This window comes from Bacillus sp. FSL M8-0266 (genome assembly GCF_038613425.1).
Lineage (GTDB): Bacteria > Bacillota > Bacilli > Bacillales > Bacillaceae > Bacillus > Bacillus pumilus.
Window position 1 is genome coordinate 3313921 of record NZ_CP152015.1, and the last position, 15879, is coordinate 3329799.

At 44.0% G+C, this 15879-nt stretch carries 13 protein-coding genes and 1 pseudogene; 2 read left to right on the plus strand and 12 right to left on the minus strand.

Going from position 1 to position 15879, the window contains the following annotated elements; all coding sequences use genetic code 11:
* Positions 1–9 precede the first annotated feature (9 nt).
* The 12 genes and pseudogenes from MKY83_RS17115 to MKY83_RS17170 all read right to left on the minus strand — a co-directional run bounded on the left by MKY83_RS17115 (position 10) and on the right by MKY83_RS17170 (position 13909).
* On the minus strand, positions 10–2640 hold the full coding sequence (locus tag MKY83_RS17115; protein WP_106067061.1) for a glucosaminidase domain-containing protein: 2631 nt from the start codon (positions 2638–2640) through the stop codon (positions 10–12).
* 124 nt (positions 2641–2764) lie between these two features.
* Positions 2765–3715 carry a mannose-6-phosphate isomerase, class I gene (gene manA / locus MKY83_RS17120; protein WP_106067041.1) on the minus strand — a complete coding sequence of 317 codons (951 nt, stop codon included), beginning with the start codon at positions 3713–3715 and terminating at the stop codon, positions 2765–2767.
* 146 nt (positions 3716–3861) lie between these two features.
* A complete protein-coding gene (locus MKY83_RS17125) occupies positions 3862–4683 on the minus strand; it encodes a carbohydrate ABC transporter permease (RefSeq protein WP_342487511.1) in 822 nt (273 codons plus the stop codon).
* Positions 4680–5651 carry a sugar ABC transporter permease gene (locus tag MKY83_RS17130; protein WP_342487512.1) on the minus strand — a complete coding sequence of 324 codons (972 nt, stop codon included), beginning with the start codon at positions 5649–5651 and terminating at the stop codon, positions 4680–4682. Before MKY83_RS17130 ends, MKY83_RS17125 begins: the two co-directional genes overlap by 4 nt.
* 55 nt (positions 5652–5706) lie before the next feature.
* Positions 5707–6972 carry an ABC transporter substrate-binding protein gene (locus MKY83_RS17135; protein ID WP_342487513.1) on the minus strand — a complete coding sequence of 422 codons (1266 nt, stop codon included), beginning with the start codon at positions 6970–6972 and terminating at the stop codon, positions 5707–5709.
* Positions 6973–7074: 102 nt separating this feature from the next.
* A complete protein-coding gene (locus MKY83_RS17140; RefSeq protein ID WP_065097913.1) occupies positions 7075–8493 on the minus strand; it encodes a response regulator in 1419 nt (472 codons plus the stop codon).
* Positions 8487–9929, minus strand: a complete 1443-nt coding sequence (locus MKY83_RS17145) for a histidine kinase (RefSeq protein ID WP_342487514.1) — start codon at positions 9927–9929, stop codon at positions 8487–8489. The genes MKY83_RS17140 and MKY83_RS17145 overlap by 7 nt, the downstream gene beginning before the upstream one ends.
* Entirely contained in the window at positions 9926–10927 is a 1002-nt protein-coding gene (locus tag MKY83_RS17150) for a sugar-binding protein (RefSeq protein ID WP_044140070.1), read from the minus strand. Before MKY83_RS17150 ends, MKY83_RS17145 begins: the two co-directional genes overlap by 4 nt.
* A gap of 67 nt (positions 10928–10994) precedes the next feature.
* A pseudogene (locus tag MKY83_RS17155) lies at positions 10995–11135 on the minus strand (GNAT family N-acetyltransferase); the annotation flags it as partial.
* An 89-nt stretch (positions 11136–11224) separates the two neighbouring features.
* Positions 11225–11824, minus strand: a complete 600-nt coding sequence (locus MKY83_RS17160; RefSeq protein ID WP_106067037.1) for a bifunctional 4-hydroxy-2-oxoglutarate aldolase/2-dehydro-3-deoxy-phosphogluconate aldolase — start codon at positions 11822–11824, stop codon at positions 11225–11227.
* Complete coding sequence (locus MKY83_RS17165) at positions 11796–12812, minus strand: sugar kinase (protein WP_113767775.1); 1017 nt, start codon at positions 12810–12812, stop codon at positions 11796–11798. The genes MKY83_RS17160 and MKY83_RS17165 overlap by 29 nt, the downstream gene beginning before the upstream one ends.
* A gap of 86 nt (positions 12813–12898) precedes the next feature.
* Positions 12899–13909 (minus strand): LacI family DNA-binding transcriptional regulator, encoded by a 1011-nt coding sequence (locus MKY83_RS17170; protein ID WP_106067035.1) that lies wholly within the window; start codon positions 13907–13909, stop codon positions 12899–12901.
* Between the two features lie 262 nt (positions 13910–14171).
* Here MKY83_RS17170 and kduI point away from each other — a divergent pair, with 262 nt between their 5' ends.
* A complete protein-coding gene (kduI, locus tag MKY83_RS17175) occupies positions 14172–14999 on the plus strand; it encodes a 5-dehydro-4-deoxy-D-glucuronate isomerase (protein WP_106067034.1) in 828 nt (275 codons plus the stop codon).
* A 4-nt stretch (positions 15000–15003) separates the two neighbouring features.
* On the plus strand, positions 15004–15777 hold the full coding sequence (kduD, locus tag MKY83_RS17180) for a 2-dehydro-3-deoxy-D-gluconate 5-dehydrogenase KduD (RefSeq protein WP_113767776.1): 774 nt from the start codon (positions 15004–15006) through the stop codon (positions 15775–15777).
* Positions 15778–15879: the final 102 nt, after the last annotated feature.

Sequence of the window (15879 nt, forward strand, 5' to 3'; positions counted from 1 at the left end):
GACGTTTTTTTATTTGTTATAAACCGGGATATCGTAATACAGCGTATAGTTATCAAGTAAGTTATACAAGCTATACATACGAGTGACTTGCTTATATGCCCAGCCAATATCTGTTGCATATTGATGAGTCGCTGCACTAGACCAGCGCATTTTATAAATCGTATCTTGTTTGTATGTGGCGTGATTGATATAGCTGTTGCCAATGAATTTTGCCCCGCCAATAATGGCTGCCTCTGGCGTGAACCATTGCTGTTCATACGCATATTTCGCACCGAGGTAATTCGGATTGCTGTCGTATGCGCCAATGCCATACATATTATATACTTTCTTTCCATTAAACATCGTACCATTCGCTAAAATAGAACCTCCGTTACCTGTTTCAAGCAACGCGTGAGAAATGAGATAAATTTCGTTGATATGATACGTTTTCGCTGCAGTAATAAAGGCTTGTCCTTTACCTGCAAGAATCCCTTTGCCTGCTAGAATCTTTGAATTCACTTCTGCCGGATTGAGATTCGCAGCTTCAGAGAGTTTCAGAAATTGAAAATAAGATTGAGTGCCCTCCGCAATATTGGCTGGGTCTACATATTTTTGCACCTCTGCTGCACTTGCATTTCTCCAGCCAAGGCTGATCTTGATCCAGTTTCCTTCTTTCCCAAGCTGTTTCACTTTTGCTCCTTTATTCAGCTGTGCCACGATGTTGCTTGCAGAGCTCGAATCAGGTGTCGAACGAACATTTAAGCCGTCCGTATTCACAGTTGACGTCGCCGTGTCGACATATGGTGCATATACATAGGCTGCGCCATCGGTCTGTGGTGACACCTTCATTTGCTTGTTCACCATCTCATTGACAGTGAGGTTGTAGTTCGTTTGCATGACCATTGGGCCATTTTTGATTTTTACAGCTGTAGCTGTCCAGCCATATTGACTTTTCACAAAAGCAATCGCTGCATTTACAGTTGGTAATCCTGTGAATTGCTGCGTAATGTTGATTTTGTAGGTTGGCTTCGTTGTTGTTTGATAAGCAGCTGGTTCATTCCGTTTTTTGAAAAATGCCATGCCTTGATCGCGCAATGCGGCTGTTGAGATGGCACCGGTTTTGATCTGATATTGAGCATAATCAGCTGCGCCTGTTTTTTGAGCAGCTGCTTTCATTTTTTGTTTCGTTAAATAGCTTAGCGCTTGATTCAGTTTTGTCTGATTCACCGTCGGCTCTGTCGTGATCCGGTATTGTTTAACCGCTTCTGTCAGCGTTTTTGTACTGCTGGCAACGCCATTTTTCTTGATAATTTCTTGAGCCTGCTTGACTTTACTTTGCTCATATACAGGTGTTGTCTTGAGACTATACGTTTTGCTGACAGCTTGTCCCTTACTTGTTGTGATGCTGCTTGTCACCTTCTGCGTTTTTAAATATGCGGCACCTTTATTTATTTTCGCTTGGTCCGCTGATTGATTGACGACAAGTCGATACGTGCTGTCAGATGCTTTACCTGTTTTTTTCGTTGTCGCTGATACCTTTTTCTTTTGGAAGAAAGCTGCTGCTTTTTTCGCTTGATCATCTCCCAATAGGTTTCCAGTCACTACTTGATATGGCTGTGTAGAAGAGATCTTTTTTGATGTGTAGCGCCATTTCTTTTTCTTGAAAAAGGCCACCGTTTTTCCGTATGCTGTATCGTTCAGTTGATTGAGCTTCACGATATAATTTTTTGTTTTTCCCACTCGCTGCACAGTCCCTGTAGCGCCGGTTTGTTTCTTAATCTGGGCCGCAGCTGAGGATGCTTGTTTGTTGTCTTTGAAATAGCCTGATTCCAAGCGATACACATTTTTTAAAGCGCCTGTCTTTTGAATCTTCCCGCTGATCTTTGCTTCTCTTTGGAGCTGGGTAAGAAGCGTCTGTGCTTTTGACTGGCTCACTTGTGCAGCTGATGTGACGATGTAATATGGCTTGCCTGCTGTCACCGTTTGAAGCACCGCTTTTAAACCAGACTCCTTTTGAAAGCCTTGTAGGATCGTATTCGCTTTACTTTGTCCAACGATACCGCCTGAAATCAACTGATACACAGTGCCAGCTTTGTTTTCAGTTTGGTATGTACTGGTGACACCGGCCTGCTTTTGTAATTCGGTTTGAATACTTTTGACTTTCGTTTCAGAATCAATGGTTCCTGAAATGACCTGATAAGAAGGTCTGCTTTGATTGATGACTTCATAGGTGCTATTAAGTCCTGATGTTTTCGTTAGCTCGAGCGAGAGCTTTTTCGCCTGAGCTTGATCATTGACGGGGTCAGATACGACCTTTTGTAAAGGAAGCCGGTCACCTACTGGCGACACTGTACCGCTCATGCCCGTCTCTTTTTTTAATGCAGCTGCACTTGCACTCGCTGCTGCTTGTGACTCATATCCTGAGGCAGTGAGCTGATAGGTCGACGTGTTTCCTGAGGTTTGATAAGTGGCTGTCCACTTTTTGTCCTTCTTCAATGTTTCCACTGCTTTTTTTACTTCTGATTCTGTTGTAAATACCTTTGAGGTGTTCATCGTATAAATGGATTGATCGACATAGGAGGCTGCTTGCGCTTCTTTGCCCGTCTGTATTGTCATACCAAAGGCAGCTGCGAGTAACATAATCTTGATGGTTTTTTTCACGTTCACTGTCCCTCTCTTACTTTGCATAATAGTCTACTAATCTCTTTATCGACAAAAACAAGTACTCTTTCAAGTCATTTATGCAATAGAAAAATAGAGGACCCCGTCGAAGTCCTCTTTTCCTTTATATATGCGATACAATCAGTTCACAAGTTCCTTCAATTGAGAAGCTCCCTGTTTCAGCTGGCAGGATAAAATGAGCCCCTTTAGGCAGTGGATATGTATGTCCATCATGCGTTAGAGCCCCTTCCCCGCTAATTACACTGCACAGCAAAAATGGATAATCTTGCGAAAGCTCTACTGCTTGATCAATTTCCCATTTATACACAGAGAAATACTCTGCTTCAACAAAAGTTCGAATGGTCAGCCCACGGCGTGTTTCAACTGATTCATCTGCATAACCATCTACATGGGGAACCGTTGTGACATCAATGGCTTGCGCAAAATGAAGTTCACGTTCATTGCCATTCTGATCTTTTCGTTCATAATCATATACTCGATAGGTTGTATCTGAGCTTTGCTGCGTTTCGAGGACAAGCGTTCCTTCGCACAGCGCATGAATGGTACCGCTTGGCACATAATAAAAATCACCAGGCTTAATCTTCACACGACGCAAAAGACCTTCCCAATCTCCACTGTTCATCATGGTCACAAGCTCAGTTCGTGTTCTTGCATTGTGCCCATAGATCATTTCTGCTCCTTCTTTGCAGTCAATGATATACCAGCATTCTGTTTTTCCAAGCTCGCCATTTTCATGTCTTTCCGCATAATCATCATCTGGATGAACTTGAACGGACAAGTCTTGGTTTGCATCTAAAATTTTGGTTAACAGCGGGAATCGATCGCCTTTTATTCCCCCGAACAATTCTCTGTGATTGTCCCATAGTTCGATCAGCGTTTTCCCTTTATATGGACCGTCTTGCACGACACTTGGTCCGTTTGGATGAGCAGAAATTGCCCAGCATTCTCCCGTTTGATCAGAAGGAATATCATAGCCAAATTGATCTCTTAAGGCTGTACCTCCCCATATTCTCTCCTTCAATTCAGGCAGTAAAAAAATTGGTGACTGCTTCATTCAGGATGACTCCTCCCTTTGCTACCCTTTGATAATCCTTGCCAAACTTGATGAAAACTAGCAAGTCTCAACTTTTATTATGACGCTATCTAAAGAGAAGTCAATCCTTTCAGTACACCAAATGAAAACGATAACACAAAAATATTTCATCCTTTGACAGAGCCTGCGAGAAGCCCTTTGACAAAGTATTTTCCGAGCAGAATATAAACCAAAAGTGTCGGCAGTGCGGCCAATATCGCCCCTGCCATTTGGACGTTCCATTGCACAATTTGACTGCCAGATAGATTTTGCAAGGCAACCATCACTGGCTGATGCTCTGCAGTGGTCATCGTGACTGCAAATAAGAACTCATTCCATACATTTGTGAACTGCCAAATCGCGACCACAACAAATCCTGTGATCGAAAGCGGAAGAATCATATGTCTGAAAATCCCGATAAATCCTGCACCGTCCATTTTTGCCGATTCAATCATTTCATCAGGAATGCTCACATAGAAGTTTCGAAACATGAGCGTTGTGATTGGGAGTCCATATACGACATGGACAAGCACCAAACCTGGAATCGAATTATACAATCCGACTTCGCGTAAAAATTGAATGAGTGGAATGAGGATACTTTGATATGGAATAAACATTCCAAACAGCATCAGTGTAAAGACCCCTTCTGACCCTTTGAAACGCCATTTTGATAGGACATAGCCATTCATCGCCCCTAAGACAGCTGACAATAAGGTAGCCGGAATGACTAGATAAAGAGAATTCATTAAATTGGGCGCTAGCTTTTCAAATGCGATTTGATAGCTTGAAAAATCGAGTGTTGACGGCAGCGCCCACATTTTCTCAAGGGTCACTTCACTTAATGGCTTCAAGCTTGTGACGAGCATGACATAGACTGGCATCAGAAAAAAGAGACTGAACAAAATCAATAAAGCATAAAAGACTGGACGGACAAACCATCTAGCTGTCATGATGACGCCCCCTTTCGGCTCGACAGGAGATATGGCACGATAAAGACCGCAACAGAGATCAGCATAACAATCGCGATGGCGGCACCGCCTGCATAATGGTTTCCTCTAAAGGTCATTTCAAACATGTAAACACCCGGAACATCTGTGACAAAGTTTGCACCCGGTCCTGTCATCGAGTAAATCAAATCGAAAATCTTTAATGAAATATGAGCCATGATGATAATGACACTTGCAGTAATCGGTTTTAATAGAGGAAAAATAATCTTCCGGTAAATCTGCCACTCGGTTGCGCCATCCATTCTAGCAGCCTCTCTTACTTCCTCTGGAATGCCTCTAAAACCAGCCAAATACATCGCTAGAGAAAATCCAGTCATCTGCCAAACAGCTGCAATCACGACGGCAATCATTGCCGCAGGGATACCAAACTCAATTTTCCCCCAGACAAATCCGGCTAAAATGTTCGTATCCGTGTACCACTTAGGCTGGATACCAAGCGTCTTTAAAAATAGATTCACCCCAGTGGACGGGTTTAAAATCCATTGCCAGACGACCCCTGTCACAACGAAGGAAAGGGCCATTGGAAAGAAAAATAAATTCCGAAATAGAGATTCACCCTTGATCTTCTGATCTAGTAAAATCGCAAGTGCGAGCCCAGAGGCAATAACGGCTCCAATAAAGAATAGAGTAAAAAAGACCGTGTTCCGAAGATCAGACTGAAAGCGGAAATCTTGAAACAGCATCATATAGTTTTGAAGCCCTGCGAAAGAGAAATCAGGAACAAGCGAGGTCCAATTTGATAATGACACATACCCTGTCCAGCCAATAAAGCCGTAAACAAAGATGAATAACAACACAGCCGACGGGGCTAAAAATAGAAGCGCAAGCAGCTGATCCCCACTCCATTTTTTCTGAACACGTTTGACTTTAGGTGTTGCTGCTTTTGTGATCGGCGATGTATCCATACGCATGAAGCTACACTCCTTTTTAAAAAAGAGGCGGTGCTTAGTCGCCGCCTCCTCGTCTTTATTTCATTGAATCTTTTAAAGATGAAACAAACTGGCTGCTATCTTTTTGTGTGACGAAGATATTGACGGCTTGATTCGCTTTTGTCACAAACCCTTCTTCAGCAGCTGAACCATGCGCGAGAGACGGCGCCAGCTTTGATTCTTTAAATGCCTTCATCGCCGATTTTCCGTATTCATCATATTTAGAAACATCTGCATCCACACGTGCCGGAATCGATCCCTTCAGCGGATTAAATGCATCCTGTCCTTCCACAGATCCTAAGACAGATAAGAATTTCTTCACGTTTTCTGGCTGTTTCACGCCCTTTGGCAGTCCAAATGTATCGGTGATCACCATAAAGCTTCCCTCTGTTTCAGGAGTCGCCACGTATCCAAAGTCTTCATTCACCTTCAACTCCAGATCATTCACAAAGTACCCCTTCGCCCAGTCGCCCATGACATTCATTGCAGCTTCCCCTTTTGCTACGAGCTGCGAGGCATCCTGCCAGTTACGTGAGCTGTGGTCATCATTGACATATTCAAGCATACGTCCAAAGATGTCTGCCGCTTCCTTCACTTTTGCGTCATCCATTTTCATGTCGCCAGCCCAAAGTTTTTGATATCCATCAGCGCCTAAAACGCCGAGAAGCACACTCTCAAACAAATGCGTCGCTGCCCAAGGCTCTTTATCACCAAGTGCAAGCGGTGTAATGCCTTTTTTCTTTAATGCATCTGCTGTTTTGAAAAATTCATCAAAGGTCGTTGGCGGCTCTAAGCCTGCATCATCAAATACCTTCTTGTTATACCAAAGCACATTGCCCCTATGAATATTCACTGGTACTGAATAGATTTTCCCATCTTTGCTGACAAGGTCGATGAGTGATTCCGGAAATTTGTCCTTCCAGCCTTCTTTTTCATATAGATCGTCCAGCGGCTCCATTTTGCCTGCTGCGACCCAGCTCTCATTCAGCTCCGCTCCGCCATGTACTTGGAATGTAGCTGGCGGGTCATTTCCTTGCATTCGGCTAGTCAGAACAGCCTTTGCATTTGTACCAGCACCACCTGCGACGGCTGCATTTTCAATTGGGATATCTTTATTTTTCTCTTCAAACAATTGAATAAGTGCTTTCAGTCCGTCCTCTTCACCTGCTCCAGTCCACCAAGAAAAAATATCGAGCTTCTCTGCTCCGCCCTCTTTTTTCGCACCTGAGCTCGTCGATGAACTACAGGCAGTGACGATAAGCATACAAAGCACTAACAGCGTAAAGCCTAATTTAACCTTCATGATTGATCCCCCATCCCTATTTTGTAAGCGTTATCATAATAAGTATAATGGCAGATCCTTGCTTTTTTTTAGGCAAACTTCTTCACTTTTTTATGAAATTCTTCATTTTTTTACGGTCTGTTTTCGATATTCCTTCGGTGAACAACCCACCATCTTCTTAAACACACGGCTGACGTAATTGGGGTCTGTATATCCTGCCTGATAAGTAATTTCTTTTAAACTAAGCGAGCTGTCTTTGAGAAGCTGTTTGATTTTATCCAGCCGGCAGGTGGTCACATACTCTTTAAATGTCAGCCCTGTCTCGTCTTTAAACCGTTTTGTGAAATAGGTTGGACTTAAATCAACATAGGCGGCAGTCTGCTCCAGCGTGATCTGTTCACAAAAATGCGTTTTGATGTATCGCTTTGCCCGCTCGATATCATTCACAGTCTGGTTTCTTGCTTCGTACACGTCAAATAAATATTCACAGCACTGACGGCATTCAACTGCGGTGCTGATCGTTAATATTGGCCAGTCTGTTCGTAGCCGTGATTTAAATAAAATCAGCAGCTCTTTTAGTTGTGAAAGGGTCGCCCCCTCTAGCTCAAAGGCATCGAATAAAGCGAGCGCATCCTCTCTTCTCCCTTCTTCCATTGCCTGCATCATATCGTCTGCAAGCTCCGGCAGATGGATCAATGGATGAGACTGTTCTTCTGTTTGGTAAAAACCATAACGAACAACGCCGGGGCTCTTTTTTCGCTGATAATAGGCAAGCTTCGCCTCTGCTGCACTTTTCTGAAGATAAAGCGGATTTGAGACCGGGTGTCCTATGCCAACGACAGGTAAAGGCTGATCGTTTGTGGTGGCAGTTCGAATCGCCTGTAGGACATCTGCCTTTAAATGACCAGGCGCTTGGTGACGATAAATGAGACATGTAAACAACTCACCACTCACCTGAATCGGTACCGTATGAAAAAGGGGAGATGTCTGTAAATCCATCAACAGCTGATCCCCGATTGTCCGCTGCACAGCGATGACAAGACCTGCTTCGAATTCATGAAACAGTTGTTGAAACTCCGTAGAGGTATAGGATTGACCGTTTATGACATGAGCTTCAAGCCACTTTGACTGCTGCCCGGCCGCCACCGCCTGCCGCTGAGACGCCTCCTGCTGAATCTCTGCCGCAACCGTTCGAATGGCGGTGATGGTTTCATCTTTGTCAGCCGGTTTGACGAGATATTGCTTCACCCCTTCTTGCATCGCTTGCTTGGCATAATCGAACGTATCGTAGGCTGTCAGCATAATAAATTTTGTATGAGGACTGATCGCTTTGATTTGCTTGATCGCTATGAGTCCATCCATTCCAGGCATCTGAATATCCATGAGCACAAGATGAACGGGCTCAGTCCGCACGAATTCAACCGCCTTTTTTCCATTTTCAGCTTCTCCTGCGATATGACACTCTGGAAGCCAATCCGTCATGAACTTCCGCATCGCTAGTCGTTCTATTTTTTCATCATCCACAATCAGCACGTTCAGCATGCAGGTCCCTCCTTCATCGGAATAGCCAATTGAATGGTGGTGCCTTCGTTTGGCTTTGAGTCAATTTGAAGGGCATCTTTTACCCCGTAAAACAAATGCAGCCTTGACATCACATTTCGAAGACCGATCCCTGTCGAGTGCCCTTTACTCAAGATGTTTGGATCTTCCTCTTCTTTTTCTGATAGCAATCTCCTTTTCTCTTGTTCATTGATTCCCATCCCATTGTCCCGAATCCGAATCATCACATAGCCGCCTTCTTGATAGATCGAGAGCTCGACAAGCCCGCCTTCCTCCTTCGGTTCAACGCCATGAATAAAGGCATTTTCAACAAGCGGCTGTAAGGTGAGACTTGGGATATGTACAGATAAACACGATTCATCTATGGTCGTTTTGCATGTGATACGATCGGCAAATCTTGTTTCTTGTATATGAAAATATTCTTTGACCACTTTTACTTCTTGTTCGAGCGTAACGGATGCACTGAGAGCTGACAGCGAATAACGCATGAGAGTGGAAACGGATTGGATCAACCTCGATGTGGCATCCGCTGATTCTAAGTAAGCCATGCGTGAGACGATGTTTAATGTATTAAATAAAAAATGTGGGTTCATTTGGTTTTGCAGCGTTTTCAGCTTCATGTCTTTGATTTTTTGATCTAAGGCTGCCTTTTGTTTCATCTCTTCAATCATCATTTTCATCTCTTGACGCATTCGCTGAAAAGCCTCATTTAATACAGAAATTTCATCCTTTGAGGTGACATGCAAGTTCGCTCCATCAAAGTTCCCTTCGGATACTTCCTTTACGCTTCGAGAGAGATGGACGATCGGTCTTGATATCCCGCCAGCAATCATATACGCCATCCATAAGGCGACCCCAATGGACAGCGTAAACAAACATAAGGTAAAGAGCGCATAGGTTTGGTGTCTTTTTTGCAGAGATTGATAGAGTACTTGATACTCAGACAATTCATCATCAAGCAGGGTCATCGTTTGCTCTTGTATGTAGGAGGAGACGGTTCTCACCTCCCTTACACTTGCTGCATATTCTTTGATTTTCCCTTCTTTTACATGTGTCATGGTCGCATCACTTTCATTGATGAGCGTCCGCATCATATATTGATATTTTTCAATAGAAGGAATTGCCGCATGAAGCCCGGCATCTTTTCGCAATGCCTGGTCGTAGGATTTCATTATTTGTTTTGAAGCTAGATATTCTTTGGCAAACTGCTGATCCTTTTCAATCGCATACGCATTGACCTTTTCATACATCGTTTTTGCCTCTGTCGATATATCATTAAGCAGGAGAAAAGAACGAAAGCTTCTGCTATATTCTGATGTGATATTCGAGCTGCTCCAATAGACGAAAAAAGCGGCCACGTTACCAACAAACACAAGGATTAAAAATGCCAGTAGCAACTTACTTCGAATCCTTCTCACGGCTGGACCCCCTGCCTTCTGTCTGTTTGCTGCAGCGGCAGATCCTCGCGCCGAATCACACTCGTTCCTGTGTACTGAAGCGGTTCTTCTTTTTCACCTTTCTGCAAACGCACAAGCGATTCCACTGCTTGGTAGCCCATTTCATAAGGGTGCTGAACAACGACTGCATCAATCTCTCCATCATCGAGCGCCTGAATCGTATCTGGTAACGTATCAAATGCGAGTACATAGACATCTGTAGACGATTGATATTGCGCTGTTGCTTGAATGATACCTGCACCATCTAATGCACTCGTACCGTAAAATGCAGTTAGCTTCGCATGATCGTTTAATAGTTTATACGCGGCACCGGAGGCCCCTGATTTGGTAATGGCTGATTCTTCTATTCCAGCAATATGAATGCGTTTTTCAACGGCGACGGCGTCTCGAAACCCTTTGACGCGCTGCTTTTGATGAACGGCATCAAGCCTGCCTGTGACAATTCCTACATACTGTTCGCCTTTTGTATCTGCAATGAGTGCCTGTCCTGCGATAAAGCCAGAATAATAATTGTCTGTGCCTACATACACTTGACGCTTGCTCCCCTCTGCATCCGTATCAACGGTGACAACATCAATGCCTTTATCCCTCGCCTTCTGAAAAAGCGGTTTGTATTTCTTCGCATCAAGTCCCTGTGTCATAATGCCATCGACATGCCCTGCGATTGCCATATCAATGGTTTTCAAATGGTCGTCTATATCGGCTTGCTTCGGACCCAAATATTCTAAATACACGCGATGAGCGGCTGCCGCATCAGCAGCTCCCTTTTGTACCAGCTGCCAATATTCATTATCAAGTTCCTCCGGTACAAGGACAAAGTGATATTGATAGGTTGTCGACGCTTTTTCGGAAGCGCTTTCAATTTTAAATAAATCTTGACCTAATGATGTTAAAAAAATGACAGATACGACACAAAAAGTGAGAAAGGCACTCACCCCGATCCACTTTGATACTTTCACCACATCCTCCCCCTTTCAAAAATTGCGCATAAAAAAAGAGCTGCTTATAAGCATACTCTCTCGACCTCTATAATTCCTTTGTCATAAATAAACTGTTTGGATCTTCTTGATATGAACCGAAAGGCGGACAAATATAAAACCCAACACTCTCATATAGTTTTCTTGCTGGCTCGAAAAAAGACATCGCACCTGTCTCTAAGCTGACACGTGAAGAGTCAGCATTCACCTGCTGTTATGTCAGATAAACGAACAAACAACCGGCATTCATCTGCCAGTTGTTCATTTGATAGCGCCTATTTATGAAGAAAGAACCGCTTGTAATTCTTCTGCCGTACTGCTTTCAAGCTGACTTCCGACCCCTACTGCCACTGCGCCTGCTTTCAGCCATTTTGGCACATCAGCTGGATGAATTCCCCCCGTTGGAATAAATTCAATGTCTGGAAATGGGCCTTGTAAGTTTTTCATATAGGATAAACCGAAGGAGCCGCTTGGAAAAAGTTTGAGCAAGCAGTATCCAGCTGCTTTTGCCTGCATGATTTCACTTGGGGTGAGGACACCTGGTACATAGAGTGTGTCGTGAAATGAGAGATGCTCTCCAATGACAGGGAGATACCCTGGACTGACAATAAATTGTGAGCCTGCGTCAATGGCTGATTGCGCCTGCTGAAGGGTGGTGATTGTGCCTGCTCCTACAATCAGATCTTGCTCATGCTGAAAGGATGCGATGATGTGTTCAGCATTGGGCGTGGTATACGTCACTTCAATGGCACGAACGCCTTTTTTCTTTAAACGCTCAATGATCTCAATGCCTTCTGCTTCGCTCTCCGCTCTCACCACTGCGATCAGCTTACAAGCCGCGAGACGTTCTTTAACGCTCAAACTTGCTGACTTTCCCATATCCTTCATCCTCCTTCATATATTCCCGTCTGTGATATCGCTTGGCTTCTTTCATAAAGGCCTGAAGCTCTTCCCGAGTAGGCAGGCCGTCCTTATCGCCTGGAGACATCACCGCAAGAGCCCCTACAGCATTGCCTCTTGTCACAGATTTTTCATATGATAAACCGTCCAGTAACCCGCTGATAACCCCCACGGCAAACCCATCACCGGCACCGACTGTATCCACGACATCTGACACATAAAAGCCGCTCACAATCCCCTGACTGGATGTACTTTTATAAAAAGCACCTTCTGCACCGAGCTTAATGACCACAAGCTTGACGCCTTTTTGCAAATAAACATCTGCAATCTCTTCCGGCTCGTGACAGCCTGTGAGCCTTTGCCCTTCTGCAAGCCCCGGAAAAAACCAATCCACTTGAAAAGCCATCTGATTCACTGTATGGATCATATCTTCCTCCTCTTCCCATAGCTGCAGCCGAAGGTTTGGATCAAATGAAATGGTTTTGCCTGCTTCTTTCATTTTTTGAAGAGCATGAAAAGAAAACGCTCTCATTTCACTGGATAATGCAGGCGGAATACCTGTCATATGGAGATGTCCTGCCTGTTTGAAATAATTCGCGGGAAAGTCGCTTGGACTCATTGTGCTCGCAGCAGAGCCTTTACGATAATACGTGACATCAGGGTCTCCATCTATCACTTTGGATTTAAGTAAAATCCCTGTTTGAGACCCATCATTTGAACGGATCACTGCTCTTGTATCGACTCCTTCTTTTTGAAGCTCTTCTAAAATAAATGTGCCAAGTGAATCTGCTCCGACTTTGCTCATCCATCCCACATCAAAACCTAGCCTCGCCAAACCGACTGCTACGTTACTTTCGGCACCAGCAAGCGCCTTTTGAAATGTATGCACTTGATGAAGCTCTCCGGCTTCTTTTGCGTAAAACATCGCCATTGATTCCCCAAATGTGACCGCATCCAATGCTTTCACTCATTTCTCCCCTTTCTCGGTACCGGTTTCAAATTAGTTGAAAAAGAGAGAGCATGCACGTATGTATACTCTTCTCTGTCTGTTGTTTATAAGGATTTTCTTACGATGATTTCTCCATCAAGCTGAATGGTTTGGGGCGCACTTTCATCCCCTTCAAGCCGAGTCTTGATTTTTTGCATGGCGGCTTTCCCCATTTCATGAGATGGCTGGGCAACCGTTGTGATTCCAGGCCCAATCAGCTTATACCATTCTGTATCATCAAAGCCTGCGATGCCTATATCTTCTGGAATCTTTAACCCGAGTTCTACAAGCTCACTGATCAGCTTCAGCATAAGTAATCCATTGGCTGCTAAAATTGCTTTTTTCTGCTGGCTTAATTGGACAAAATGGACAAGCTCTTCTCTCAGTTGTTCCTTTTGTTTCAAATCAATTTCTGCAATGATAGGCTTCTTATGTTTACTCATGGCTGTCTGTTCATATGCTTCTTTTCGTTCTTCACGAGGACTGATCCCATCGACCGGCTCAGTAAAGAAGGCGATGTGTTCATAGCCTCTCTCATACATTTGTTGAAGCAACTGGATCGTGATATCACGGTTATTCGTTGTCACTGTGTCGACTTTTAGTTCAGATAATTTCCGGTCAACAAGAACAATCGGCACACCGTCTTTCTTAAAATCCTGCAAAATGTCATTGTTCTTGCCTGTCGTATTGATGATGAGCCCTTCAATATAATGCGCATTCAGCTTGAGGAGCATTTCTCGTTCTTTTTCTGGCCGGTTATCTGTGTTGCATACCATGATGCTGTATCCATATTCATCACAAATTTCTTCGACTCCGCGAAGTGTCGCTACAGAGAATGGATTCGTAATGTCGGCTACAATAAACCCAATGACCTTGCTTTTTCTTACTTTCAAACCTTGAGCGAGCTGACTCGGACGATAATGCAGTTCCTCAATGGCTTTTTTAATTTTTTTGACCTTTTCAGTAGAAATTTCATTTGTTCTGCCATTGATATATCTGGATACAGTTGATTTTGAAACACCTGCATAAGCGGCCACTTCGTTGATGGTCACTTTCGTTTGCTTTTTCTCTTTCATTCAAAAAACTCCCACAATCAATATCTTCTCATTTGTTTCGAAACCGATTTCAAATAACTTAAAAAGAGCATATCATAATTTCTTAAATTCCAGAAGATTTTTTTGATTGGAGATGACAAAAAACCATTTAAATAAACAAAAAGAAAGCGATTTCAAAATAACAGTTGACGGCACTCTCTTTTTCCTCTAAAATTTCCCTTGAAACCGATACCAAATAAAATACCCATACTTTGTTTCAGATGGAAAGGGAGGCTTATTTCAAATGGAAAATCGTTATGCTGTACACCCTGAGCAGGTCAAACGTTTTACAACAGAGGAACTTCGTCGTCATTTTCATATTCCTACACTATTCGTCAGCGGTGAATTAAAGCTCTACTATTCACATGAGGACCGCGTGGTGATTGGCGGAGTCATGCCATCTGCAGAGCCGCTCAAATTAGATGCGGGCGACTTTCTACGTACGGAATATTTCCTTGAAAGACGAGAAATCGGCATTGTAAATGTCGGCGGTCAAGGAACAGTCACTGTTGATGGTGAAGCCTTTGTACTGGAGCACAAAGATTTCTTATATATTGGGCTTGGACACGAAGATGTACAGTTTGCTAGTTCATCAGGCGAGGGAGCCAAGTTCTATCTTGTATCAGCCACAGCTCATCAAGCGTACCCTACGCAAAAAGCAGCCATCGCTGAATTAACACCGAATCACTTAGGGGAAGCGTCTGCTTCAAACGTACGAAACCTGTATCAAGTCATCCACGCAAACGGTATCCAAAGCTGTCAGCTCATGATGGGAATCACTCAGCTTGAAACCAATAACACGTGGAATACGATGCCCGCTCATATTCATGATCGGCGTATGGAAGTGTACTTATATCTTGATATCGAAGAAGATGCTCGTGTCTTTCATTTTATGGGGGAGCCATCTGAAACAAGACACCTCGTTGTGGCCAATGAGGAAGCGGTCATTTCTCCTGCCTGGTCCATTCATTCAGGCTCGGGTACATCGAATTATTCATTTATTTGGGCGATGGCGGGCGAGAACTATACGTTTAAAGATATGGACTTTGTCCCAATGGACCAGCTGAGGTAATGTGATGACGACAGCATCCTATGTAGCGTCCCTCTTTTCTCTTGAAGGCAAAACAGCCCTTGTGACAGGTCCTGGAACCGGCATTGGGCAGGGCATTGCTGTGGCGCTTGCCAGGTCAGGCGCAGATATTATCGGCACATACCACCACACACCGCTTGAGGAAACGAAAACACTAGTCGAACAGGCGGGCCGCTCGTTTCATGCGGTTCAGGTTGACTTTTCCGACCCTCAAACTGCAAAGCAGGCTGTCGATGCCATGTTACAAAAGCATACGATCGATATTTTAATCAATAATGCTGGCACCATTAAAAGAGAGCAGGCCGCTCATTATTCGGAGGAAGATTGGCATACGGTCATGGATGTGAATATCAATAGTCTCTTTTTCCTCACCCAAAGGGTTGGGCGACAGATGCTGAAAAATAGGCAAGGGAAAATCGTCAATATCGCCTCCCTTCTATCGTTTCAAGGCGGCGTCTTTGTCCCCGCTTATACAGCAAGTAAACACGCAGTCGCAGGGCTGACGAAAGCTTTTGCAAACGAATGGGCGAACCAGCATATACAAGTGAATGCGATCGCTCCTGGTTACATTGCGACCAATAACACGCAAGCCATTCGGGACGATGAGAATCGAAATGAAGAGATTCTCAAACGAATTCCTGCTGGGCGCTGGGGAAAGCCTGAGGATCTAGCCGGTGCGGCTGTTTTCCTTAGCTCACCAGCCTCTGATTATTTGAACGGTCATATTTTAGCAGTTGATGGCGGTTGGCTTGCGAGATAAACAGACGAGAGAATTCCTATTTGCAGGGATTCTCTTTTTTCTATTTGCATAATTCTCCACCATCCGAGTCACTCTATAAAAAACATGACATGAGGGTGAGGT